Consider the following 25688-nt stretch of genomic DNA (forward strand, 5'->3'; position numbering starts at 1 on the left):
CTCTTTATTTTAGTTTTAAAATATCGTAAAACCCCTTGTTTCTAGTTCTAAAAAGGACTAAAATAGTAAAGGTAAACATTCAGAAATGGAGAAAAATCAGTGTTGCTAAATTGGCAGGATATTGTTTTTAATTTTATTGGTGGACTTGGTCTGTTCCTCTTCAGTATTAAATACATGGGAGATGGGCTTCAACAGGCAGCGGGTGACCGATTACGGTACTACATTGATCGTTACACAAGTAACCCGTTTTTAGGGATATTAGTAGGTTTGGCAATGTCGGCGCTCATTCAGTCGTCGTCTGGGGTGACGGTTATCACAGTTGGTTTAGTATCGGCGGGTCTGCTTAATCTTAGACAGGCAATAGGAATTGTCATGGGGGCTAATATCGGAACGACCGTGACTTCTTTCATGATTGGTTTCAAGTTGGGAGATTATGCCCTTCCGATGATTGCGCTCGGAGCAGCTCTGCTCTTTTTCACTTCAAATAAAAAACTGAATAATTTAGGTCGAGTTATTTTTGGTGTTGGGGGGATCTTTTTCTCTCTCAATCTGATGGGAGATGCCGTTGATCCTTTAAAATCAGTTGATGCTTTTCGTGATTATTTGGCAACCTTGGGCGATAAACCGTTGATGTGGGTTCTTATCGGTACTGTTTTGACCATGATGGTTCAGGCCTCATCAGCTATTATCGGAATTGTTCAGGGTTTGCATGGTAGTGACTTATTGGACTTGCAAGGTGCTATTCCGATTCTTTTAGGGTCGAATATTGGGACCTGTATCACAGCGGTTTTAGCCTCTATCGGTTCAACCATTGCTGCGAAGCGTGTGGCTTGGGCGCATGTGCTCTTTAATGTGATTGGTACTCTTATTTTTATGATATTGTTAGTACCTTTTACAGGTTTTATTGATTTGTTGCAAGGGCACTTACATTTGACACCTGAAATGACGATAGCCTTTGCTCACGGTGCATTTAATATTACCAACACGATTATTCTTTTACCTTTCATTGGTGTACTTGCATTTTTGGTTACTAAACTCATTCCGGGTCAAGAAGAGTCAGTTACTAAGTACGAGGCGCTTTATCTTGATAAAATTTTAATCACTCAGGCGCCAGCTATTGCCCTTGGTAATGCTAAAAAAGAATTGATTCACTTGGCGTCATATGCCATTCAATCTTTAGAGGCTTCCTATAGCTATCTAAAAACTGCTGATGAAAAGTATTCGGATTATGTTCACCGTTATGAAAAAGCGGTAAATACGATTGATGAGGAGTTGACCAACTATCTCATCGCCATCTCAAATGAGGCTCTCAATCCTTCTGAAAATGAGGTTTTAGCGGGAATCTTAGATGCTTCTCGTGATTTGGAACGCATTGGTGACCATTCTGAAGCCTTAGTGGTCTTAATTGATCATATGTTCAGTAAAGAAGCTCATTTTTCGGAAGAAGCAGATAGAGAATTACGTGAGATGTACCATAAGGCACACCGTATGATTTTAGACAGTATTCGAGCGATTACAGACGGAGATAAGGTCTTGTCTGAGGAGTTGCTAGAACGCCATAGTGACATTCAGCGTATGGAACGTCAAATCCGAAAAAATCATATCCGTCGTCTCAATAATGGCGAATGCTCAGCTCAAGCTGGTTTGAACTTTGTGGATATCTTATCACACTATACCCGCATGTCAGATCACGCAGCTAATCTTGCTGAAAAAGTGATTGAAAATCAATTATAATCTTGATTAGAAGAAGTGGGACTATTCTCGCTTTTTTTGTTTACAAATTTCCAAAAAAATCTTACAATATTAATATATTAACCGAGGTGAAAATTATGACAAGTAAGTTTATTAAAGCAGATACATTCTATTTTGCAGATGAAACAAAATCTGGTGGCTATTTGGCTTTAGTGGATGGTCGTTTTGGAGAATGGCAGAGCGATATTCCAGAAGGAGCAGAGGTTTTAGATTACACAGGCTATGCTATTGCACCAGGTTTGGTAGATACCCATATTCATGGTTACGGTGGTGCAGATGTTATGGATGCAGATCCTGAAGGTGTATTGCATATGAGTGAAGCGTTGCTATCAACGGGAGTGACTTCATTTTTACCGACGACTTTGACCTCTTCTTTTGAACAATTGGAAAAAGCGTCAGCTGCTATTGCCAGTGTAGCTGGCAGTGAAAAGGGAGCTAAAATTCAAGGTATTTACTTTGAAGGACCATATTTTACAGAAGAATACAAAGGAGCCCAAAACCCAATCTATATGTCCAATCCAAATCTAGCAGATTTTGACGCTTGGCAAAAGGCAGCCAATGGCCTTATCAAAAAAATCGCCTTGGCACCAGAGCGCAAAGGTGTAGCTGAGTTTGTAACGGCTATGAAAGAACGTGGTGTAACAGTTGCTCTAGGACATTCTAATGCGACTTATGCTCAGGCAAAGGCAGCTGTTGAATCTGGTGCGTCTGTCTGGGTGCATGTCTATAATGGGATGCGTGGTTTAACGCACCGTGAACTCGGTATGGTTGGCTCTGCTTATCACATTCCAAACACTTATGCAGAGTGGATTTGTGACGGACATCACTCAGTACCTGAAGCTGGTGATATCCTCATGAAACAAAAAGGTTATGACCATGTTGCTCTCATTACAGACTGTATGCGTGCGGGCGGTTGCCCAGATGGCGATTATATGCTCGGTGAATTTCCGGTTATTGTGGAAAATGGCACAGCTAGGCTCAAGTCAAATGGTAGCTTAGCAGGTTCTATCTTGAAATTAAAAGATGGGCTTAAAAATGTTGTCAAATGGGGTCTGGCAACACCAGCAGACGCCATCAAAATGGCAAGTCTTGTTCCTGCAAAATCAGTAAATATCGACAATGTTTGTGGTCAGTTAACCGCGGGATATGCCGCAGACTTTATTGTCCTTGATAAAGAGTTAAACTTAGTTGCAACCTATATTGATGGTGAAAAACGATTTGAAGCCTAGATGTGATGAAAAGGGGGGATTTCCCCTTTTTTACTTGACTTAGACCTAGTCTAAGGTGTTAGGATAGGAAGAAAACAAACTAAGGAGAATGTTATGAAGTATAGACCATTAGGGACGACAGATATGTCAATTAGTTCCGTTAGTTTTGGGACTTGGGCGCTCGGTGGTGATTGGGGCGATGTCACTGAGGAAAATGCCAAATCTGCTCTTAACCATGCAATTGATAGAGGTGTCAATTTTTTTGATACTGCAGATGTTTACGGTGGCGGACGGAGTGAGAAAATTATTGGTCAGGTCTTGAAAGAGCGTAGCGAACGTGTTTATGTAGCCACAAAATTTGGACGTCGTGATGATTTTACTAATCCTGAAAATTATACTTATGAAAAGGTTCGCCAGTATGCGGAAGAAAGCTTGCGTAATCTTCAGATGGATGCGATAGACCTCTATCAAATTCATTGTCCCACAACCGAGATTCTTACCCAATCGGATGTTTTTACAGTGCTTGAAGATTTGAAAAAAGAAGGACTCATTCGCTACTATGGGGTCAGTGTTGAGACAGATGACCAAGGAAAATTTGTCCTTGAAAATACAAATGCTAGCAGTTTACAAGTCATTGTGAATTTGCTTCGCCAAAAACCAGTGAAGGAAATGATTGCACTAGCCAAAGATAAACATGTTGGTGTTTTAGCACGTGTCCCACTTGCCAGCGGACTTCTAACAGGAAAATACAGTAAAAACTCTACCTTCCCAGAAAATGATCATCGTCATTATAATCGTGATGGCGCGGCTTTCAATGTTGGTGAAACCTTTGGTGGTCTTCCTTTTGACAAGGCGATTGAACTGGTTGACCAAGTACAATGGATTGGTAAAGAGCACGGTGGTTTAGCGACAGCATCACTCAAATGGCTCTTGCAACAAGAAGGGATTACAGCCGTTATCCCAGGTTTTAAGAGTATTAAGCAGGTTGATAATAATCTTGAAAGCCTAGAAGCTCTGCCATTTAGCCCGCAAGAGTTAGAACGATTGTCAGACTTCTATTGGAAAGAAGTCCATTCTCACATTCGTGGTGCTTACTAAGGAGAAGAACTAGGTTCTTTCTTGACTTAGACTTACTCTAAAGTGGTATGATGGGGACAAGAAAATTATTGAAAAACAATTGAGAGGAGGCTAGCGTGATTAGCATCAAAACGATTTCAGAGCAATTAGGAATCTCTGCGCATGCCATTCGTTTCTATGAAAAAGAGGGAATGGTCGACATTCCAAGAAATGACCGTGGCTTTCGTGAATTTGATGAGCGTAGCGTTGACCGCTTAAAAGCTATTGCCCATTACCGCCGTGTTGGTATGTCTTTAGAAGATATTCGTAAGATTTTGGCGGAATTTCATAATCACACACTATCAACAGAGTTACTTGAAAAAACAAAGCGCGATTTAGAGCAGCAAATCCACGATTTACAGGAAACACACCATTATTTAGTTGAAAAAATTAAAATTCATCGTCGGTTATCTGAGCTTGAAAATCAAGGACTAACAGAAAAAGAACGTACAGATGCCTATTATGATATTAGGCGTAAGGAAGGACAAGAAAATGACAGTGTTGGATAAAGTCAATAATCCTTCTGATGTCAAAAAGCTCAGCCTTTCGGAACTAGAAGACTTAGCCAATGATATCAGAGAACTTTTAGTGAATAAAGTCAGTAAAGTTGGTGGACACTTTGGCCCCAATCTCGGTGTTGTTGAGATGACCATTGCTCTCCACAAGGTTTTCAATGCTCCTGTGGATAAAATTGTCTGGGATGTCAGTCATCAGTCTTATCCTCATAAAATCTTAACAGGAAGAAAACAAGGTTTTGTGGACGGTCACTTCCATGATATCACTCCCTATACAGACCAAGAAGAAAGTGAGCATGATTTTTTCACCATTGGTCACACCTCTACATCCATTGCCCTAGCAGAAGGACTTGCCAAAGCGCGTGATATAAAGGGAGAAAAAGGGAATATCATCGCAGTTATTGGTGACGGTTCTATGTCAGGTGGTTTGGCATTTGAAGGACTTAATAATGCTGCGGAATTGAACAGTAACCTCATTGTGATCCTCAATGATAATGAAATGTCTATTGCTAAAAATTACGGCGGTCTTTACCCGCATTTAGCTGAACTTCGTGCAACCAATGGTCAAGCTAACAATAACCTCTTTAAAGCCTTTGGTTTTGACTATCATTATTTAGAAAATGGACATAGCATAGCAGATTTAATTGGTTTGTTTGAAGAAGTTAAAGATGCCAATCATCCTGTATTGCTCCATATTCACACCGAAAAAGGACACGGTGTGGACTGGGCTTTGAAAGATAAGCAGACCAATCACTGGCGTTCTCCATTCAATGTTGAAACTGGAGAACCTCTGAAACAATCACCAGCTAAGCCGACTTTTGAATCAACCATCGTGGATTTTCTTGAGGAAGAAATCGAAGCTGGTAAGCCTGTTCTTGCTATGAATGCGGCGATTCCAGGTGCCTTTGGTCTAGGTCGTATCGAAGCCAAATATCCTGATCATTATTGGGACTCAGGCATTGCAGAGCAACATAATATCAGTATGGCGACTGGATTTGCCACTGCTGGGGCTAAACCTTATATTTTTCACAGTGCCACGTTTTTACAGCGTGCTTATGACCAGATTTCTCACGATTTAGCGATTAATAAGGTTCCAGCAGTTCTGATTGTACGTGGTTCTACCATTACCAACAGTGACCGTACGCACCAAGGAACTTTTGAACGTGCTATGTTGGCAACCATCCCAAATCTCATTTATCTAGCGCCAGCCCATGTTGCTGAATTGAAAGAAATGCTGCGCTTTGCTAGTCAACAGACTGAAAATCCAGTCGTCATTTCCATTCCAGCACAACAAGATATGGAGGAGCAGCATGTCAAAAAAGAATTTGCCACTCCAAACTATGATATTGTTCAAAAAGGGAGTCGTGTAGCCATTCTTGGCCTAGGTGGATTCCTGCAATTAGGAAAAGAAGTCGCAACAGAACTTGAAAAATCTGGTATTACTGCCACTATCATCAATCCACGCTTTATTGCAAGTCTTGATGAAAAAACTCTGGAAAGCTTGAAAGACAACCATGAACTCGTGGTGACACTTGAAGATGGCTCAATAGACGGTGGTTTTGGTCAGCGTATTGCAGGCTTCTTTGGTCCGACAGAGGTGAAAGTTTTAGTCAAAGGCTCCCTTCGTGAATTTACAGAAGTTGTGCCACAAGCCGAACTTTATGATAGATACCGTCTCAATAAAGAACAAATTGTAGCAGATATCTTAGATATTTTAAAATAGGAGAATTAAATCATGACAACAGTATTTAACTTAAATGACGGACATAAAATTCCAGCCCTTGGCTTTGGAACCTTTAAAGCTGCTGATGGCAACGAAGCTTACCAATCAACACTAGACGCCCTCAAAGCTGGTTACCGTCACATTGACACGGCCGCTATCTACGGCAATGAAGAAAGTGTTGGCCGTGCCATTAAAGACAGCGGTATTCCACGTGAGGAACTCTACATCACAACAAAATTATGGAATGATTCCCATTCTTATGATTTGGCAAAAGCTGCGCTAGCAACGTCACTGAAAAAACTAGACTTAGATTATATTGACTTGTACCTTATCCATTGGCCAAATCCAAAAGCTTTCCGTGACAATTGGGAAGAAGCCAATGCAGAAGCATGGCGCTACATGGAAGAAGCCAAAGAAGCAGGTCTTGTCAAATCAATCGGAGTCAGCAACTTCCTTGTTCATCACTTAGAAGCACTAGCAAAAACAGCTAAAGTGACTCCGTCTGTCAACCAAATTCGTTTAGCACCAGGATGCTACCAAGGGGAAGTTGTTGAATATTGCCGTAAGCATGATATTGTCATCGAAGCTTGGGGACCTCTTGGACAGGGAGAACTTTTTGGGAATACTGACATGAAAGCCTTGGCTGAAAAATATGGCAAAACCATTGCCCAAGTGGCTCTTGCTTGGTCATGGCACGAAGGCTTCTTGCCATTACCAAAATCCGTTCATGAAGCACGGATCAAAGAAAACATGGACTTTGCAGACATCGAACTCAGTCAAGAAGATGCAGAGTTTATCAAAAACATCTCAGGCCTGACAACAGCACCAGACCCAGACAATGCTAATTTCTAACATTAGGAGAGCTTAGGCTCTCTTTTAAATTTTGAGCATAAAAAAGCAAGAATATTTTAAAGGAGTTAACATGAGACTAGATTTATGAGAGGATTTGTGATAAAATAAACGAGTAATGGGCGTGACCCAAAAAAATATTAGGAGGCTCGAAATGCCATTAGTTTCAGCAGAAAAATTTGTCCAAGCAGCTCGTGAAAACGGCTACGCTGTCGGCGGATTTAACACAAACAACCTTGAGTGGACACAAGCTATCTTGCGTGCCGCTGAAGCAAAACAAGCTCCAGTTCTTATCCAAACTTCTATGGGTGCTGCTAAATACATGGGTGGTTACAAAGTGTGTCAATCACTTATCGCTAACCTTGTAGAATCAATGAACATCACTGTTCCAGTTGCTATTCACCTTGACCATGGTCACTACGAAGACGTTCTTGAGTGTATCGAAGTTGGTTACACTTCAGTAATGTTTGATGGATCACACCTTCCAGTAGAAGAAAACCTTCGCTTGGCTAAAGATGTTGTTGAAAAAGCTCACGCTAAAGGTATTTCAGTTGAGGCTGAAGTTGGTACTATCGGTGGTGAAGAAGATGGAATCATTGGTAAAGGTGAACTTGCTCCAATCGAAGATGCAGTAGCAATGGTTGAAACTGGAATTGACTTCCTTGCAGCTGGTATCGGTAACATCCACGGTCCATACCCAGAAAACTGGGAAGGTCTTGCTCTTGATCACCTTGAAAAATTGGCTGCCGCTATCCCAGGTTTCCCAATCGTTCTTCACGGTGGTTCAGGTATTCCTGATGAGCAAATCGTTGCAGCAATCAAACTTGGTGTTGCAAAAATCAACGTAAACACTGAGAGCCAAATCGCATTCTCAAACGCAACTCGTGAATTTGCACGTAACTACGATGCAAACGAAGCAGAATACGACAAGAAAAAACTCTTCGACCCACGTAAATTCTTGGCACCAGGTATCAAAGCTGTTCAAGGTGCTGTTGAAGAACGTATCGACGTATTCGGTTCAGCAAACAAGGCATAAAAAACTGCGATATAATCTCTGATTACGAGCAAATAAAGCATAAGAATCTGCGAACAAATCTTTGATTTGGAGCAAACAAAGCTTAATCTAACGTTGAATAAAAAATAAAAGGATTTCCGATTAGGGAGTCCTTTTCTTATTTGGGGAGGATTTTTTGAATCTGGATTCACAGGAATAGGTCACATGCTCAAAAAATAGGCATTAGATTTTATCCTTTTTTTGAAAGTTAAAAAACCGATAATGAGAAAAATGTCTATTTAAAGGGATTGAAAATCAGAATGAAAACAGTCTGGGACTGGCATCTGGAGGGATATAGAATTTATTTTCTATAAGAAATAAAATTGAGAATCATCATGTAAAGGAATTAACTTGAAACACATGGATTGTCTTCAAGTGATATAATGTAGTGATGGTTTTAATAGATTAAAACATACTAAGATTAGAAGTGGTAAAGGAGGGAAAATAAATCTTTTAGAGCTATATATTAAAAATAGGAGGATAATAAACTTATGATTAAAAAAGTTTATAGATGGCTTAGTTTAATAGTCCTTTTACTGAGCCGATTGACAGGTTTGCTAACGGTGGCGATTTCAGCCGAGAAGGGCGATAACTGCTATATTTGGTGGACAAATACAGAGATGGTTTAGGAGTAGAGAGAAATGAATAGTTTAAAAAATAAACTGTTGGCACTATTAGGGCTAGTTGTTTTCATAGTGTCGGGTGGTCACTGTTTTAACTGGACCTCAGTTCAAGCTGAAAGTGGATCGTCACAATATGCAGGTCGTTATCAAGCTTACAGTTCAGCGACAGCTGATGGAGTTTACAAGATTGATATTGCCAAAATTGGCAACGATGGGAAATTATCGGAAGAAATGGTCGCTTACTGTTTACAGTATGCCTACGCCTTTCCAGGCTCTGTGAACAATGAGCTGAGACCGGCTATTTATGATAAAACTGATTTAACGAATACTGATATTGACAATTTTGACAGTAAAAAAGATAAGTTAAATGCTATTCTTTACTATGGTTACCCAACGGACGGCAACCATTATGTGGAAGATAAGGTTATCAGTGCGACTCGTTTGCGAGCCTTAACCCAGTATGCCATCTGGAATGTTACGGATGGAAAAACTGCCAAGGACTTCCACTTATCTGGTAAGGAAGAAGAGATTTTTAATAAGTTGATTTCTGGTGACTTGACAGCACCTGCTGATTTTAAACCAGTTTTCTTTAAAAATGATCGGACCCTTCAGGCGAGTCCGACTGCTCTAAAAAACAAGAAATATTATCAGCACTTAATAGCTAGTGAAAAAGCGCCAGTCAGTTACAAGGTGTTTGCTCAGAAACGTTGGTCAACCGCACCAAATCCTTTAGCTGAAACAACAGTTACTTTCAAGCTAGTGAATAAAGATGGTAGCAAAGCTGAGGAGATTAGTGATGGAGATGCTGAAAAAGTATTGACAACAAAAGCTAAGGAAACAGCTTCTAATGTGGTAACTTGGGAAAATCTACCAAAGCATGCTAGCAATTATAAAATCATTGAAGTTGGCAAAAAAGAAGGCTTTATGGCAGGTCCTTTAACTGGAACAGGTCGTGAGGACTCACCTTATACGATAACAAATGATAAAACAGATACTTTATCTATTCCAAATATTGAAGTTACAAAAAAATGGGAAGACAAAGCAGTAGATGCAGATAATATCTATTTTGGAATCTATCGTATTTCTGAAGATGGCAGTGAGACGTTAGTGACACAAGAGCAGATTGATTATCCTCAAGCTAAGGCTACTTTTATCAATCCTAAAAAATTAGAACGGAATCGAGTTGACTGGAAGCAAATTCAACTTTCTTTGTACAAAGTACCTGGTGACAGTACTAGTGAACGTTACCGATATGTAGTAAAGGAACTTCGTAAAGTAGAAGGTGATAAATTCATTGACTGGAGTTATCCGGGTTATGAAACAAGTTATAAAGTCACTTATACAGCCCAAGGCTCTATGACTGTTGTTACAACCAACAAGCAAACCAATAAATTCCGCTATCAATTTGGTAAAGTTGGTACAGATGCGAAAGAAAAGCAATTAGAAAATGCGGAACTACGCATTGTAAAAGTTACTAAAGAAGGTGAAAAAGAAACGACTTCAACAGTAGATAGCTGGACAACAGATGGGTCATTGCATGAAACTACCTTGGAGGCTGGAACATATCGCCTAATTGAAGACAAGGCGCCAGAAGGTTATGATGTAGCAACTATTTCTGAGTTTACAGTTTCAAGTGAGGGGGCACTGGAGTTTACAAAAAATAAAGATAATGTTGAAGTAGATCAGGATAAGACTACGGTTCAACTCATTAACAAAAAAGAAGTGGAAACTTCTGTGACCTTTAAAAAACAAGATTCAAAAGGTCAAGCATTGGCAGGTGCGACATTGGTTATCACAAATCCGAACACCAAAGAGACTGTAGCTGCTTTCAAGACAACTGATAAGGAACGTACGCTCACGCTTCAACCAGGTACATATACTGTATCGGAAGAAGAAGCACCAGCTAATTATGTAGCGGTTAAACAGTTTAATTTTACGGTTAATGGGCAAGGGGGAGTTGGTGATTTAAAGAAAACATATGAAGCAGATATGATCACACTTGCTAATCAAACGATTACTATTGTTGATAAAGATGCTCAGAGATTGGTTTTGAAAGCTCAGAAAGACTGGGTCAACAAGCCAGAAAATACACCAGATGTATACTTCCAATTGATTCGAAAAGCTGGTGATTCTGATACAGAATTTGTAGAGAAGAAGAAACTTGAAAAAGGACAAACAACTGTAGAATTTACAAACCTAGATACTCATGGTAAGAATGGAATTCCTTATGTTTATAATATTTTGGAAGTTAATAGCGAAGGAAATACTTGGCAGTATGAAAATTACACTTCTAAAGTTATAAAAGAAGTTGATAATGCGCAGGCGTATGGCGAAGGCAATGATACTTGGATTTGGGAAAACACTTACACTGCACCAATTATTAAAGTTGAAAAAATAGTTCGTTTCAGTAAAGTTGCGGTTAACGGGACTAAAGAGCTTGAAAACGCTCATTTGAAAGTTGTTGAAGGGGCTAATGCCGAAGGACAAATCGCTGTTGATTCTAAAACTAAAAAAGAATTGACTTGGGTTTCAGGTAAGAATCAAAAAGAATTTACACTAGAAGCTGGCACCTATACAATGGTGGAAACACAAGCTCCAGACGGATTCTTGATCGCGGAGCACATCACTTTCACAATTGATGAAAATGGTGGTATTACCCGCACAGATAAAGAAACTGTGGCAAACGACACTATTGTGATGAAAGATGAATACAAGCGTTACGACATAGAAATCAGTAAACAAAACATCGCTGGTAATATTCTTGAAAATGCAAAAGTCACTGTCCGCAACAAAGCAACAGGTGAAGTTGTTTCTGATGTGAATGGTGTCAAACTTGAAAACTATGTGACAACTAAAGAAAACATGAAAGTGAAGTTGGAAGCAGGTGAGTACACATTTGAAGAAAATGCGGCACCAGCTGGTTACGATGTAGTAACAACGTTCACATTCACAGTAGACAAGAATGGTAAGGTGACAACAACAAGTACAGAGGCGAAAGCTAAGGATTCTGTCTTGACTGTCATTGACCAAGCTACAAAATACAACATCGAAATTAGTAAACAAAATCTTGGTGGTGAAGAATTAGAAAAAGCCGAAATTGAAATCTTTAAAGCCACAGCTGATGGTAACAGAGTACATGTTACTAAGTGGGTTTCTAAAAAAGAAGTTCATAAATTAACCCTTGAAGCAGGCGATTACATTTTTGTCGAAAATGCAGCTCCAGCAGGTTACGAAAAAGTTTCAGAAATTCACTTCACAGTCACAACCGATGGTAAGGTCAAAGTTACTAAAGTTGGTGATTCGAAAGAAGAATCTGAAATTTCTAAGACAGCTAAAGTAGAGGCAGCTAATGAAAATAAACTAGTTGTCATCGACCAAGCTACCAAGCATGACATCGAAATTAGTAAACAAAACATCGCTGGTGACATTCTTGAAAATGCAACAGTTACTGTTCGCAATAAGAAAACAAATGATGTTGTTTCTGATGTGAATGGTGCCAAACTTGAAAACTATGTCACAACGAAAGACAACATGAAAGTGAAGTTGGAAGCAGGTGAATACACATTTGAAGAAAATGCGGCACCCGCTGGCTACGATGTAGTAACAACTTTCACATTCACAGTAGATAAAGATGGCAAGGTGACAACAACAAGTACAGAGGCGAAAGTTAAGGATTCTGTCTTGACTGTCATTGACCAAGCTACAAAATACAACATCGAAATTAGTAAACAAAATCTTGGTGGTGAAGAATTAGAAAAAGCCGAAATCGAAATCTTCAAAGCCACAGCTGATGGTAACAGAGTACATGTTACTAAGTGGGTTTCTAAAAAAGAAGTTCATAAATTAACCCTTGAAGCGGGCGATTACATCTTTGTCGAAAATGCAGCGCCAGCGGGTTATGAAAAAGTTACAGATATTCATTTTACGGTAACCGTAGATGGTAAAGTGAACGTCACAAAAGTTGGTGATTCAACTAAACAAGATGACATGTCTAAGACAGCTAAAGTAGATGCTGAGAAAGCGAATAAGCTCATCGTCATTGACCAAGCTACGAAACACGATGTTGTCATCAGTAAAGTTAACCTAGATGGCAAAGAGCTTGAAGGTGCTGAGATTGAAATTTCAAAAGACGGTAAAGTCGTAGAATCATGGAAATCAGAAAAAACGGCTAAAACAATCAAGTTAACAGCTGGAGATTATATCTTCCATGAGAAAGCAGCACCAAAAGGCTATAAAGTTGTGACTGACATTACTTTCAATGTTTCAGAAGAAGGTAAAGTCACAGTAGTTAAGACGACAACAAGCGGTAAAGCTGAAGTTGTAGACAATAAATTAGTTGTAACCGATGAAGCCGAAGAGCCTAAAGCCCAAGAAGTAATTATCAGCAAAGTTGATATTGCAGGTCAAGAGGTAGAAGGCGCTTTTATCACTATCTATAATGAGTTAGGGCATATTGCAGATAATCGCATAAGAGAGCATGACCCAGCAGAATGGACTTCTAAAAAAGGTCAAGTCTTTAAGTTAAAATTACTTCCAGGTACATACACCTTTGAAGAAAAGGTTGCACCAAAAGGATTACAAAAAGTTACGAAGTTGAAATTCACAGTTGATGCTCAAGGAAAAGTAGCTGTTGTATCTAAAGGTGTTAATGATGATGCTACAGAGGCGAAATCAGAAGTAAAAGATGACAATAAGCTCATCGTTACAGATATGCCAGAAACTAAAGATGTTGTCATCAGTAAAGTTAACTTGGGTGGTGAAGAACTTGAAGGTGCGGAAATTGAAATTTCTAAAGACGGTAAAGTCGTAGAGAAATGGACATCAGAAAAAACAGCTAAGACAATTAAGTTAGAGGCTGGGGACTATATCTTCCATGAAAAAGTAGCGCCAAATGGTTACTTGAAAGTAACCGACATCACTTTCACAGTAAGTGAAGATGGTCAAGTAACTGTTAAAGATGCAGCTGGCAATAAAGTAGATTCTACAGATAACAAGTTAGTTGTTACAGACCAAGTTGCTCCAACTACAGAAACAAGCACTACAGCAAGTGAAACAACGACTGAAGCGATTGCAAGTGAAACAACAGTAAGCGAAACGACAACAGAAGCGATCACAAGTGAAACAACAGTGAGTGAAACAACAGTGAGTGAAACGACAACAGAAGCGATCACAAGTGAGACAACAGTAAGCGAAACGACAACTGAAGCAATCACAAGTGAAACAACAGCAAGTGAAACGACAACAGAAGCAATCACAAGTGAAACAACGGTTAGTGAGACTACAACTGGTGTAAGTACAAACACTACAGCAGCAAGCGAAATATCTTCTACTGAAGCAAGTACAGGTAACACAACAGAAAAAACAGATCGTGGCAATAAAGGTGAAAAAACCAAAGCTGGGTCTAAAAAATCTCAATCTATTTTGCCAAGAACGGGTGAACAAGTAGTATTGTGGATGAGTGTTGCTGGATCAATTCTTCTTGTAGCACTAGCTGCGTTCATGTACCTAAAAATTAAAAATCATAATTTGTAAAAATGATTAGTAGTATTAGAGTTAGTAGTGTAAACTCTTGATACCTAGTTATAAATTAGACTCTTTACCAGCTTGTACTGGGGGTGAAGATCTAAGTTTGAGAGAAGGCTAAATATTTGGTCTTCTCTTTTTCTTTTTTAATATTTCGATTTGATTTTTGCGAGTATAAAGAGTTATTTAAGCTATTTTCTTCTTGCCTCCTTTAGTCCAATCAATATCTATACCTAAAATATGGCTCAGAAATGTTGTTTATAAAAATCATGAAGTATAAAATCATTATTGTTTGAATTTTAGGTAAATTTACAGTTTGCAGTATTGTTCGGATATGGTTGCAATTGACCTTGTTCAAGTCTTCTTTTTAAGCTATAATGGTTAAAGTTAGTATAGAAAGTTAAACTAAAAATTCGCAAACTATTTGCTGAGTGGTTTAACGTCAATTTTTATTTTGAAATGAATGAGTAGTATGTTAAGGGGGACATCGCACTAGATGAAAAATCAAGATAGACAAGTTTATGGATTATCGACAGCAATCGCCTTAATTGTTGGGGTTGTTATAGGATCAGGGATTTATTTTAAGGTTGATGACATTCTATCCTATGCGGGTGGAAATGTTGGACTGGGGATGTTGATTATCGTTCTAGGGTCATTTTCCATCGTATTTGGAGCTCTGAGTTTGTCAGAATTAGCGACGAGAAATGATGATGAAGGTGGTATTTTTTCTTACTATATGACCTACCTCCATCCAGGCTTGGCCGCCTCACTTGGCTTGTTTTCAGCCTACGTCTATCTTCCTGCCCTAAATGCGGTCGTAGCTTGGGTAGCGGCTAGCTTTACATTAGGAAGCGGCTCTAAGCTAGAATATCAGATTCTCCTAGCGGCAGTCTACCTGATTCTCCTAGCTCTTATGAACCTGTTTTCTCGTATTTTGGCGGGGCGCTTTCAATCGTTATCGACAGTGCTCAAAATCATTCCTCTTTTAGCGATTGCCCTTGTAGGGCTTTCTTGGGGAAAAGCGGTGCCTGAAATTCCGCAAGGCCTGACACCAATTGAACCGCGTGAAGTGGGGCTGGGATGGTTATCTGGACTAATGCCTCTCTACTTTGCTTATGATGGCTGGACAGTCGTGGCAAGTATTGCACCTGAATTGAAAAATCCTAAGAAAAATCTTGCCAAAGCCTTTATTATTGGACCACTTGTGATTCTTACTCTGTATCTGGTATTTTTCTATGGCTTAAGTCGTATTTTAGGACCTAGCTTTATTATGACAACAGGAAATGATGCTGTACTTCATGCGACAAAAATGATTTACGGTGAAACCATCAGTAAGTTGCTCTTGGTGATTATCATCATTGCTGTGCTCGGGGTGTCAAATGGTTTGATGCTGTCTAATATGAGGCTTCCACAGGCCTTTGCTGCACGTGGTTGGATTAAAAATAAACAGTTTGCAAAAGTTGACCGTCGCTACCAACTCTCAATCTCAGCTAGTTTATCAACCGTTGCTGTGACCTTGCTTTGGTTAGGTATCCATTACTTAGCGACAAAATATCATCTGCTTCCAGGAAGTGATATTAGTGAAGTAGCTATCGTTTTCAACAATATGTCCTTTATTCTCCTTTATGTGGCAGTAATTGGCTTGTACCGAAAGGGAGAAATTACCAACAAATTAACGGGGCTCTTTTCTCCAATTTTTGCGATTTTATCTATTATTGCACTTTTTGTAGGTAGTCTTTTGACAAACTTTGTGATGGCAACCTCATTTATGCTCTTTTGCCTCCTTTTCTGTTTGGGAAGCTTTGCCCTTTACCGAAAAAATACAGGTCAGAAGTAAAGGATGCTTTAGCGAGAGCGTTATGAAACAATCTGAATAAAAAAATGAAGAAATGCCTTGCGCTAGTCACCGAATTATGATAGAATATTCAAGTATGTGGTGCTAGCACATCCGAACATATTCTACCTAGGAGGAAAAAACGAAATGGCTAAAGTATGTTATTTCACAGGACGTAAAACAGTTTCTGGTAACAACCGTTCACACGCGATGAACCAAACAAAACGTACAGTTAAACCAAACCTTCAAAAAGTTACAGTTCTTATCGACGGTAAACCTAAAAAAGTTTGGGCTTCAGCTCGTGCTCTTAAATCTGGTAAAGTTGAACGCGTTTAATTAAAAATCGACCAACTTGGTCGTTTTTTTGTGCCTAAAAATCGAAAAACTTCTATTTTTTTACAAGACTTGGTAAATATGGTAGAATAAAGTGATAGAAACTTTTGAAATATAGAAAGGAACTAAACCGTTCAAAGAGCTATGAAGAAAAACTAACTTTACGAGCGGACTTGGTATCTTATTATGACTGTAAAAATCAATACAAAAGATGGTCAAATCGAACTTGCTGATGATGTTATCGCTACTGTTGTAGGCGGTGCGACAACAGAAATTTTCGGTGTTGTTGGTATGGCGAGCAAGAGTGCGATTAAGGATAATTTCCAAGCACTTCTAGGAAAAGAAAATTATGCCAAAGGTGTCGTTGTCAAATCAACAGAAGACGGCATTGCAGTTGATGTTTACACTGTTATGAGTTACGGTGTTAAAATCAGCGAAGTCTCAAAAAATATTCAAGAACGTGTTAAATTCAATTTGGAAAGTCAATTAGGGATTTCTGCAAGTGCAGTGAATGTCTATATCCAAAATGTGAAGGTCGAGGGAGAATAATCGTGTCTACAATTACAACAAGTTTATTACAAGAAATGGTACAGGCGGCAGCTAGTCGTCTTGGAAGCCAAGCAGAGTATGTTAACTCATTGAATGTCTTCCCTGTGCCAGACGGTGATACTGGGACAAACATGAGTATGACCATGGATAATGGTGCTAAAGAAGTTGCTGATAAGCCTGCCAATACCGTTGGTGAAGTGGGGCAGATTCTTTCAAAAGGTCTTCTTATGGGGGCTCGTGGAAACTCTGGTGTTATCACATCACAACTTTTCCGTGGTTTTGGTAATGCTATTAAAGGTAAAACAGAGCTTGATGGTAAAGATTTAGCGGCAGCTTTCCAATCAGGTGTTGAAGTGGCTTATAAAGCTGTTATGAAACCAGTTGAGGGAACGATTCTTACCGTTTCTCGTGGTGGTGCAACTGGAGCACTTAAAAAAGCAGAAGAAACTGATGATGCCATTGAAGTCATGCGCGCAGCTCTTGAAGGGGCAAAACGTGCCTTGGCTAAGACACCTGAAATGCTTCCAGTTCTCAAAGAGGTTGGCGTTGTTGACTCAGGTGGTCAAGGTCTTGTCTACATCTACGAAGGCTTCCTATCAGCTTTGACAGGTGAGTACATTGCATCAGAAGATTTCAAAGCAACTCCAGCTGTGATGTCTGAAATGATCAATGCAGAGCATCACAAATCAGTAGCTGGTCATGTGGCAACAGAAGACATTACCTTTGGTTACTGTACTGAGATCATGGTGGCTCTTGGACAAGGTCCTACCTATGTTAAAGAATTTAACTATGAAGAATTCCAAGGATACCTATCAGGGCTTGGAGACTCTCTTCTCGTTGTCAATGACGATGAAATTGTTAAAGTGCACGTCCACACAGAAGACCCAGGTCTTGTCATGCAAGAAGGATTGAAATACGGTGCGCTTGTCAAAGTTAAAGTTGACAATATGCGTGGTCAGCACGAAGCACAACTTGAAAAAGCAGCTGCGCCTGTTAAACAAGAAGCAAAAGAATACGGTTTGATTGCAGTTGTTGCTGGTGATGGTTTGGCAAACATCTTCACATCACAAGGTGTTGACTACATCATCTCTGGTGGTCAAACAATGAACCCATCAACAGAAGACATTGTCAAAGCAATCGAAGCAGTTAACGCTAAGAATGTGATCATCTTGCCAAATAACAAGAATATCTTTATGGCTGCGCAATCAGCGGCAGAGGTAGCAGAAGTCAACGCAGCCGTGGTTGAAACGCGTACCGTATCACAAGGTTTCACTAGTCTATTAGCTTTTGATGAAAGCAAAGCTTTGGAAGAAAACGTCGAAGCCATGACTGCAAGTTTGGCTGATGTTGTTAGCGGAAGTGTGACCCTTGCTGTGCGTGACACAACAATTGACGGCCTTGAAATCCATGAAAATGATATTCTAGGAATGGTTGATGGTAAAATTCTTGTCTCAACACCAAATATGGTTGACGCTTTAAAAGAAACATTTGCGAAAATGATTGATGAAGATAGCGAAATTGTAACCATCTACGTTGGTGAAGAAGGGTCACAAGAAGTAGCTAGTGAAATCGCAGAATTCCTCGAAGACACCTATGAAGATGTCGAAGTAGAAATTCACCAAGGTGATCAACCAGTATATCCATATTTGATGAGTGTGGAATAAAGATGAGTCGTTACAGGATTTCCTGTAACGATTTTTTGCTAGGAAAAGAGAAGAAAAATGACAGAACGTAATTTCATACTCATCCAAAATCAAAATTATCAGTTTAAGTAAAATCAAGAAGCAATAAATGGCTTGATTTACCAGAGCTTCTTTCGCCATGGTGGTATTCTTATTAGTGAAACTGTCCAGTGAACAGTTTCAGCCTGAGCTTAGAAACCAGAGAGCGAAGGAGACCTAGGCTTGCCAAGAAGGAATGGAACTCTGTAGGAGGGGAGGTTCTGACACTGACTTCGTCAGCTTCATTTCCCACCTCAAAAGGTCTCCCAGACCTTTTGAGCGCCCCACATCACATTAGGAGAAGTGCTAAAAAAATACTAAATAAAAATTAATTGCCAATAAAAATTAATTGACTTTAACTAAAAATTGTTGCGATTTTATCTTGCAATCTTATGTAAAAATGGTATCATAGTAAGAAAGTTTTTGAATTTTTTGACAATTCAAAAATCAGAAATGTACGAATGATGCTAGACTATTGATTGACAGGGTATTGTTTGAATGCTCTCGCGTCAAACTTCTTGAAAAAGAGGTTGCTTTGAGTTATAAAATGCTTTGGTTGATGCATTGGCCTGTTTCGGTAATTTTTTAGGAAAGGGAGATCTTGTGGAAAAAATAACGTTAGATAGACCTAAATCAGGTTCGGAATTAGTGCTCGATACGCTTTTAACGCTCGGTATTGATAGGATATTTGGTTATCCAGGTGGGGCGGTCTTACCGCTCTATGACACGCTTTATCATTATCAAGATAGAGTAGTACATGTGCTTGCACGTCATGAGCAGGGAGCGGTCCATGAAGCAGAAGGTTTTGCTAAGTCAACTGGACAAATTGGTGTTGCTCTAGTGACTTCTGGACCTGGTGCAACGAATGCTATTACAGGAATTGCAGATGCGATGGGAGATAGTGTTCCTCTTTTAGTCTTCACTGGTCAAGTAGCTACCGCAGGTATTGGTAAAGATGCTTTTCAAGAAGCGGATATGATTGGGATGACCATGCCGATTACTAAATACAATTATCAGGTGCGCCATACTGAGGATATTCCTCGGATCATCACAGAAGCGGTTCATATTGCAACGACTGGTAGACCGGGACCGGTTGTCATTGATTTACCAAAAGATATTTCAGCCAATGAAGTTGATTTTTATTATGAGACGACGGTTCATTTGCCAAGTTACCAACCAACGGTTGAACCAAATGGCTTGCAGGTTAAAAAATTATTAGCCCAGCTTAGTCAATCTACACGCCCAGTCATTCTAGCGGGGGGTGGGATTGCTTACGCCAATGCTGGCGCAGAATTAATTCAATTTGCAGAACGGTATCAGATTCCAGTCGTTTCAACACTACTAGGGTTAGGAACGATGCCCATTACCCACGAGCTTTCACTGGGGATGGGAGGAATGCATGGCTCTTATGCTTCTAATATGGCCTTGACTGATGCGGATTTTATTATTAATATTGGGGCACGATTTGATGACCGTTTGACAGGAAATGTTGCTCAGTTTGCGACAAATGCTGTGGTCGCTCATGTTGATGTAGATCCCGCTGAAATTGGTAAAGTCATTAAAACAGCTATTCCAGTTGTAGGTGATGCTAAGAAGACCTTGGAAATGTTGTTGAGTTTTGACACGGTTGCTACTAATCATGCTGACTGGACTAGTCAGGTTTTACACAACAAGACTAGAGCACCATTTAGCTATGAAAAAGATGATACTTTTATTAAGCCGCAAGAAGTGATTGAAGTGATCGGAGAATTGACTAAGGGTGAGGCAATTATTGTCACGGATGTCGGGCAACACCAAATGTGGGCTGCTCAGTTTTACCCTTACCAGTTTGGACGTCAGCTCATCACATCAGGTGGTATGGGAACCATGGGATTTGGTATTCCAGCAGCAATTGGTGCGAAATTAGCAAATCCTGATAAGGAAGTTATCCTTTTTGTCGGTGACGGTGGTTTTCAAATGACCAATCAAGAGTTAGCTATTTTAAATGGCTATGGTGTCCCAATCAAGGTAGTTCTTATCAATAACCATTCCTTGGGGATGGTTCGCCAGTGGCAGGAATCTTTCTATGATGAGAGACGAAGTCAATCGACCTTTGATGACGAACCGAATTTCCAATTGCTAGCGCAAGCCTATGGCATTGCGTCTTACCACCTGATAAATCCAGCGACTTTGAGAGAAGACTTACAAGTTATCTTGGAAAATAAACCGATGCTGATTGAAGTGAGTATTTCAAATCGAGAGCATGTGTTACCAATGGTTCCAGCAGGTAAGGCAAATCATGAAATGTTGGGGGTGACCTTCAATGCGTAGAATGTTAACAGCAAAATTGCAAAATTCGACAGGTGTCCTTAACCGTTTCACAGGTGTTTTATCCCGTCGTCAGGTTAATATTGAGTCCATTTCAGTTGGTCCAACGGATGATCCTCATATTTCTAGGATTACCATTATTATTGACGTGGCGACTTTGGATGAAGCCGACCAAATCATCAAGCAGCTCAATCGTTTGATTGATGTGGTTAGGGTTCGTGATATTACTGACCTTCCTCATTTGGAGCGTGAAGTTCTTTTGGTAAAAATTGCTGCGCCTGCAAACAAGCGAGCGGAGATTTTAGCTATTATTCAACCCTTTAGAGCTAGCGTTGTTGATGTGGCAACAAAATCCATTACCATTCAGATGACAGGTGACGCGGATAAAATTGAAGCCCTTCTTCGTGTCATTACCCCTTATGGCATTAAAAATATTGCTCGGACAGGGGCAACGGGCTTCACCAGAGATTTATCATAAATTAGGAAATATTATATAGAAAAGAGAAGACTTATGGCAGTAACAATGGAATATGAAAACGATGTAAAAGTACCAGCACTTGATGGCAAAAAAATTGCCGTTATTGGTTATGGCTCACAAGGTCATGCCCATGCGCAAAACTTGCGTGATTCAGGTCATGATGTGATTATCGGTGTTCGTCCAGGGAAATCGTTTGATAAAGCAGTTGAAGATGGCTTTGGTACATTTGAAGTAGCAGAAGCAGCCAAACAAGCTGATGTCATCATGATTTTAGCACCCGACGAAATTCAAGCTGATCTCTATAATAATGAAATTGCACCACATTTGACAGCAGGTAAAGCTCTTGGGTTTGCTCATGGCTTTAATATCCATTTTGAATTTATCAAAGTGTCAGCAGATGTTGATGTCTTCATGTGTGCGCCTAAAGGTCCAGGTCACCTTGTTCGTCGTACTTACACAGAAGGTTTTGGTGTTCCAGCACTTTATGCGGTTTACCAAGATGCAACTGGAAATGCTAAAGACATTGCCATGTCATGGTCTAAAGGTGTTGGTGCCGCGCGTGTAGGTCTTCTTGAAACAACCTTCAAAGAAGAAACGGAAGAAGATTTGTTTGGTGAACAAGCGGTGCTTTGTGGTGGTTTGACTGCTCTTATCGAAGCAGGTTTTGAAGTTCTAACTGAAGCAGGCTATGCCCCAGAATTGGCTTACTTTGAAGTGCTGCATGAAATGAAATTGATTGTTGATCTTATGTATGAGGGTGGCTTTAAGAAAATGCGTCAATCCATTTCAAACACAGCTGAGTTTGGAGATTACGTATCAGGTCCACGTATTATTACCAATCAAGTTAAAGAAAACATGAAAGCAGTTCTTGCTGATATTCAATCAGGTAAATTCGCTAATGATTTTGTTAACGACTACAAAGCTGGACGACCAAAAATGGAAGCTTACCGTAAAGAAGCAGCAAATCTTGAAATTGAAAAAGTCGGAGCAGAACTTCGCAAAGCAATGCCATTCGTCGGTCAAAACGATGACGACGCCTTTAAGATTTATAACTAAAATAGTCCAGTGGACTATTTTAGGTCCGAGCTTGAAAATAGCAAGGCGAGGAAGCGGTAATCCCGCGATTTAGGTCTGAGCTTTGAAACCAGAGAGCGAGGAAGTCAGGTGGACTATTTTAGGTCCGAGCTTGAAAATAGCAAGGCGAGGAAGCGGTAATCCCGCGATTTAGGTCTGAGCTTTGAAACCAGAGAGCGAGGAAGTCCAGTGGACTATTTTAGGTCCGAGCTTGAAAATAGCAAGGCGAGGAAGCGGTAATCCCATGATTTAGGCCTGAGCTTTGAAATAAGAAAGTGGGATGTTTTAGGTAGGCGCTTAAAAATGAAGAGAGGTCTAGTTTAAGACTTCGATTAGTTATTGCGTCAATCTGTTATTACTATTAAAAAGAGAAGGTTGAGATAATTATGTCCCAACCTCTTTATTCCATTCTGGAGAATTGCGATGCAAAAAATTGATATTTTTGACCAAGTTGTTTTGACAGCTCAAAATGACTCATCAGCTAAGAAAGATAAAATGGGTGCAAATCCTTTACCATTTAGAAAGCAAATTTCGGAAGAAATGTCAGATGATGATTTTGTCTTTCTAGTTAATAATTATCTGGCTTCGTTTGGGGTGCTTAGTCATCTCACCTTCTATAAGCCTTCTGATAATCGACCGGTAGGTTTTCGCTTGCGCTATCAGGATAAAAAACTCTATGTGATTACAGCAAGAGAGGAGACAGGTCTTGAAAAGGGAGATATTATCATTGCTTTAGATAAGGTGGAGACCAGTCAGTTTTACCAAGATAATCAAGAGTTATTTGTCTCTAAAACGCCGGAACGTCAGTACATGGATTGGGCGAAATTTTTGGTAAGAACACAGTCTGTTACTGTTTTTCGGGCTGGTAAAGAGCTTGAAGTTGTTCTTCAAAGACCAACTACTGTATCAAAGACAGAACCATTTGTTTGGAAACTTCTTGATAATGAGACGGTTTATCTCAAAATGGAGAATTTTTCAGATGAAGGAGCTATTAGCACACTTTATCAGGAAAGTAAACAAGCTATTGAGAACAGTCCCAACCTTATTATTGATGTTAGAACTAATCATGGTGGCTCAGATAGCCTTTATTGGCCTCTTTTTAACTACACTCTAGGTTTAGGGAAAAAGGTGAGTGATTTGCCAGAGGATGATGTTCGGCAAGAGTTCTTTTATACTGAACGAAATGTTGATTTACGTTTAGAGCAGTTTGAGAAGGATTTGAATTCACCAGATATTACTGAGGAAACGAGACGATTAATTGAGGAGTTTGCCTCTCTTTTAAGAGCCAATCGTGGTAAGGGATATGTGCCTTATGACTCTGATGAAGATAACGACGTTGATTTTTACGATTCGTATATCGGTCAAGAATTTCCTAAGAGGGTAGTTGTTTTGGCAGATGTGTATTGTGGATCATCAGGTGATAGTTTTGTGGCTATGATGAAACGGATGCCTAAGGTTACTGTCATGGGGAGACCGACAATGGGAATCAATGATTATTCTAATTGTTGTGTCCTACCTTTGGATGATTATCGCTTCATTTTTCCGACATCTAGGTTGCTGACGATTGATAAGGGACAGGGACAAACAGATAAAGGTATTGAGCCAGATATTTTGATACCTTGGACAGAGGAACATCTTTCTAGGGATGTTGATTTGGAAAAAGCTCTGCTATTTCTGAAAGAGCATTAAAAACTTATCTTGATAAAATTTGAAAAAGGGGAATGAGAGATGCTTACAGCTAAGGATGTGACGGCAGCTTATGCCGTTTTGAATGGTGTTGTCGAACGTACACCGTTAGAATTTGACCGTTATTTGTCTGAAAAATATGGAGCAACGATTTATCTCAAACGTGAGAATATGCAAAAAGTTCGCTCTTTTAAAATTCGTGGTGCCTACTATGCGATTCATCAATTATCAGATGAGGAAAAGGCTCGAGGAGTTGTCTGTGCTTCAGCGGGAAATCATGCCCAAGGTGTTGCCTATACTTGTAATGAAATGAAGATTCCTGCAACGATTTTTATGCCAGTGACAACACCTCAACAGAAAATTGGGCAGGTGCGTTTCTTTGGAGGTCAGTATGTGACCATTAAACTGGTCGGGGATACCTTTGATGCGTCAGCAAAAGCAGCGCAAGACTATACCAAGTCAGAAGGGATGACCTTTATTGATCCCTTTGACGATGCCAATGTTCAAGCAGGGCAAGGAACAGTTGCTTATGAAATTTATGAGCAAGCTCAAGAAGAAGGGGTTCATTTTGATCAAATTCTTGTCCCAGTTGGAGGCGGGGGCTTGATTTCAGGAGTAGCGACTTATTTGAAAGATGTTTCGCCAGAAATTGAGGTTGTTGGTGTCGAGGCTTCTGGTGCGCGCTCTATGAGAGCAGCCTTTGATAAGGGACGACCGGTAGCTTTACCAGAAATTGATAAATTCGCAGACGGTATTGCCGTTGCAAAAGTTGGTAACAATACCTATGAAGTGGCTAGGAAATACGTTGACCACCTCGTTGGTGTGGATGAAGGATTGATTTCGGAGACACTGATTGACATGTACTCAAAACAGGGTATTATTGCTGAACCAGCTGGTGCAGCAACCATTGCAGCTTTAGAAGTCATGAAAGAGGAAATCGCTGGTAAAACCCTTGTGTGTATCATTTCGGGTGGTAATAATGACATTAACCGTATGCAAGAGATGGAAGAACGCGCGCTTATTTATGCCGGATTGAAACACTATTTTGTGGTGAATTTCCCACAACGTCCAGGTGCGCTACGTGAATTTGTAAATAATATCTTGGGGCCAAATGATGATATTACCCGATTTGAATACATCAAGCGAGCTAATAAAGGTAAAGGTCCTGTTTTGATTGGGATTACCCTTGCAGAGAAAGAAGATTATCAAGCTTTTCTTGAACGTTTATCTGGATTTGACCCAACCTATATTAACTTGCATGGGAACGAAAGTCTTTACAATATGCTTGTCTGATTTGGTCAAATATGGTCAAAAAACCGGAAAAATACGTTATCATTTTTCTT

The 25688-nt window shown here is 39.8% G+C and carries 17 protein-coding genes; all 17 read left to right on the forward strand.

Annotation, left to right across the window (positions count from 1 at the left end; translation table 11 throughout):
- The first annotated feature begins 99 nt into the window (after window positions 1–99).
- The 17 genes from EAF07_RS04740 to ilvA all read left to right on the forward strand — a co-directional run bounded on the left by EAF07_RS04740 (window position 100) and on the right by ilvA (window position 25638).
- Window positions 100–1734, forward strand: a complete 1635-nt coding sequence (locus tag EAF07_RS04740; RefSeq protein ID WP_121835178.1) for a Na/Pi cotransporter family protein — start codon at window positions 100–102, stop codon at window positions 1732–1734.
- 95 nt (window positions 1735–1829) lie between these two features.
- Window positions 1830–2981, forward strand: coding sequence for an N-acetylglucosamine-6-phosphate deacetylase (gene nagA / locus EAF07_RS04745; RefSeq protein WP_121835180.1), 1152 nt, complete (start codon window positions 1830–1832; stop codon window positions 2979–2981).
- 93 nt (window positions 2982–3074) lie between these two features.
- Window positions 3075–4058: an aldo/keto reductase gene (locus tag EAF07_RS04750; protein ID WP_121835182.1), complete on the forward strand. Its 984-nt coding sequence runs from the start codon at window positions 3075–3077 to the stop codon at window positions 4056–4058.
- Between the two features lie 95 nt (window positions 4059–4153).
- Entirely contained in the window at window positions 4154–4585 is a 432-nt protein-coding gene (locus EAF07_RS04755) for a MerR family transcriptional regulator (RefSeq protein ID WP_121835184.1), read from the forward strand.
- Window positions 4569–6314, forward strand: coding sequence for a 1-deoxy-D-xylulose-5-phosphate synthase (locus EAF07_RS04760; protein WP_121835186.1), 1746 nt, complete (start codon window positions 4569–4571; stop codon window positions 6312–6314). The genes EAF07_RS04755 and EAF07_RS04760 overlap by 17 nt, the downstream gene beginning before the upstream one ends.
- A gap of 12 nt (window positions 6315–6326) precedes the next feature.
- Window positions 6327–7166: an aldo/keto reductase gene (locus EAF07_RS04765; RefSeq protein WP_121835188.1), complete on the forward strand. Its 840-nt coding sequence runs from the start codon at window positions 6327–6329 to the stop codon at window positions 7164–7166.
- 151 nt (window positions 7167–7317) lie between these two features.
- Window positions 7318–8199 carry a class II fructose-bisphosphate aldolase gene (locus EAF07_RS04770; protein ID WP_121835190.1) on the forward strand — a complete coding sequence of 294 codons (882 nt, stop codon included), beginning with the start codon at window positions 7318–7320 and terminating at the stop codon, window positions 8197–8199.
- Between the two features lie 659 nt (window positions 8200–8858).
- Window positions 8859–14372, forward strand: coding sequence for a SpaA isopeptide-forming pilin-related protein (locus EAF07_RS04775; RefSeq protein WP_121835192.1), 5514 nt, complete (start codon window positions 8859–8861; stop codon window positions 14370–14372).
- A gap of 487 nt (window positions 14373–14859) precedes the next feature.
- Entirely contained in the window at window positions 14860–16200 is a 1341-nt protein-coding gene (locus EAF07_RS04780) for an APC family permease (protein WP_121835194.1), read from the forward strand.
- Between the two features lie 144 nt (window positions 16201–16344).
- Window positions 16345–16533, forward strand: coding sequence for a 50S ribosomal protein L28 (gene rpmB, locus EAF07_RS04785; RefSeq protein WP_018164578.1), 189 nt, complete (start codon window positions 16345–16347; stop codon window positions 16531–16533).
- 183 nt (window positions 16534–16716) lie between these two features.
- Entirely contained in the window at window positions 16717–17079 is a 363-nt protein-coding gene (locus EAF07_RS04790; protein WP_121835196.1) for an Asp23/Gls24 family envelope stress response protein, read from the forward strand.
- A gap of 2 nt (window positions 17080–17081) precedes the next feature.
- Window positions 17082–18743: a DAK2 domain-containing protein gene (locus tag EAF07_RS04795; RefSeq protein WP_121835198.1), complete on the forward strand. Its 1662-nt coding sequence runs from the start codon at window positions 17082–17084 to the stop codon at window positions 18741–18743.
- A gap of 660 nt (window positions 18744–19403) precedes the next feature.
- Complete coding sequence (locus EAF07_RS04800) at window positions 19404–21110, forward strand: acetolactate synthase large subunit (RefSeq protein ID WP_121835266.1); 1707 nt, start codon at window positions 19404–19406, stop codon at window positions 21108–21110.
- Window positions 21103–21585: an acetolactate synthase small subunit gene (gene ilvN / locus EAF07_RS04805; protein ID WP_121835199.1), complete on the forward strand. Its 483-nt coding sequence runs from the start codon at window positions 21103–21105 to the stop codon at window positions 21583–21585. The genes EAF07_RS04800 and ilvN overlap by 8 nt, the downstream gene beginning before the upstream one ends.
- 33 nt (window positions 21586–21618) lie before the next feature.
- On the forward strand, window positions 21619–22641 hold the full coding sequence (gene ilvC / locus EAF07_RS04810; protein WP_121835200.1) for a ketol-acid reductoisomerase: 1023 nt from the start codon (window positions 21619–21621) through the stop codon (window positions 22639–22641).
- Between the two features lie 441 nt (window positions 22642–23082).
- Window positions 23083–24348, forward strand: coding sequence for a S41 family peptidase (locus EAF07_RS04815; RefSeq protein ID WP_121835202.1), 1266 nt, complete (start codon window positions 23083–23085; stop codon window positions 24346–24348).
- 39 nt (window positions 24349–24387) lie between these two features.
- Window positions 24388–25638: a threonine ammonia-lyase IlvA gene (gene ilvA / locus EAF07_RS04820; RefSeq protein WP_121835204.1), complete on the forward strand. Its 1251-nt coding sequence runs from the start codon at window positions 24388–24390 to the stop codon at window positions 25636–25638.
- Window positions 25639–25688: the final 50 nt, after the last annotated feature.

Source organism: Streptococcus hillyeri (genome assembly GCF_003686955.1).
GTDB classification, from domain to species: domain Bacteria; phylum Bacillota; class Bacilli; order Lactobacillales; family Streptococcaceae; genus Streptococcus; species Streptococcus hillyeri.

What these genes read in the sequence shown, in the direction of transcription:
- nagA (WP_121835180.1), top strand. Translation starts at nt 1,830, where the DNA reads ATGACAAGTAAGTTTATTAAAGCAGATACATTCTATTTTGCAGATGAA.
- EAF07_RS04750 (WP_121835182.1), top strand. Translation starts at nt 3,075, where the DNA reads ATGAAGTATAGACCATTAGGGACGACAGATATGTCAATTAGTTCCGTT.
- EAF07_RS04760 (WP_121835186.1), top strand. Translation starts at nt 4,569, where the DNA reads ATGACAGTGTTGGATAAAGTCAATAATCCTTCTGATGTCAAAAAGCTC.
- EAF07_RS04765 (WP_121835188.1), top strand. Translation starts at nt 6,327, where the DNA reads ATGACAACAGTATTTAACTTAAATGACGGACATAAAATTCCAGCCCTT.
- EAF07_RS04770 (WP_121835190.1), top strand. Translation starts at nt 7,318, where the DNA reads ATGCCATTAGTTTCAGCAGAAAAATTTGTCCAAGCAGCTCGTGAAAAC.
- EAF07_RS04775 (WP_121835192.1), top strand. Translation starts at nt 8,859, where the DNA reads ATGAATAGTTTAAAAAATAAACTGTTGGCACTATTAGGGCTAGTTGTT.
- EAF07_RS04780 (WP_121835194.1), top strand. Translation starts at nt 14,860, where the DNA reads ATGAAAAATCAAGATAGACAAGTTTATGGATTATCGACAGCAATCGCC.
- rpmB (WP_018164578.1), top strand. Translation starts at nt 16,345, where the DNA reads ATGGCTAAAGTATGTTATTTCACAGGACGTAAAACAGTTTCTGGTAAC.
- EAF07_RS04790 (WP_121835196.1), top strand. Translation starts at nt 16,717, where the DNA reads ATGACTGTAAAAATCAATACAAAAGATGGTCAAATCGAACTTGCTGAT.
- ilvN (WP_121835199.1), top strand. Translation starts at nt 21,103, where the DNA reads ATGCGTAGAATGTTAACAGCAAAATTGCAAAATTCGACAGGTGTCCTT.
- ilvC (WP_121835200.1), top strand. Translation starts at nt 21,619, where the DNA reads ATGGCAGTAACAATGGAATATGAAAACGATGTAAAAGTACCAGCACTT.
- EAF07_RS04815 (WP_121835202.1), top strand. Translation starts at nt 23,083, where the DNA reads ATGCAAAAAATTGATATTTTTGACCAAGTTGTTTTGACAGCTCAAAAT.
- ilvA (WP_121835204.1), top strand. Translation starts at nt 24,388, where the DNA reads ATGCTTACAGCTAAGGATGTGACGGCAGCTTATGCCGTTTTGAATGGT.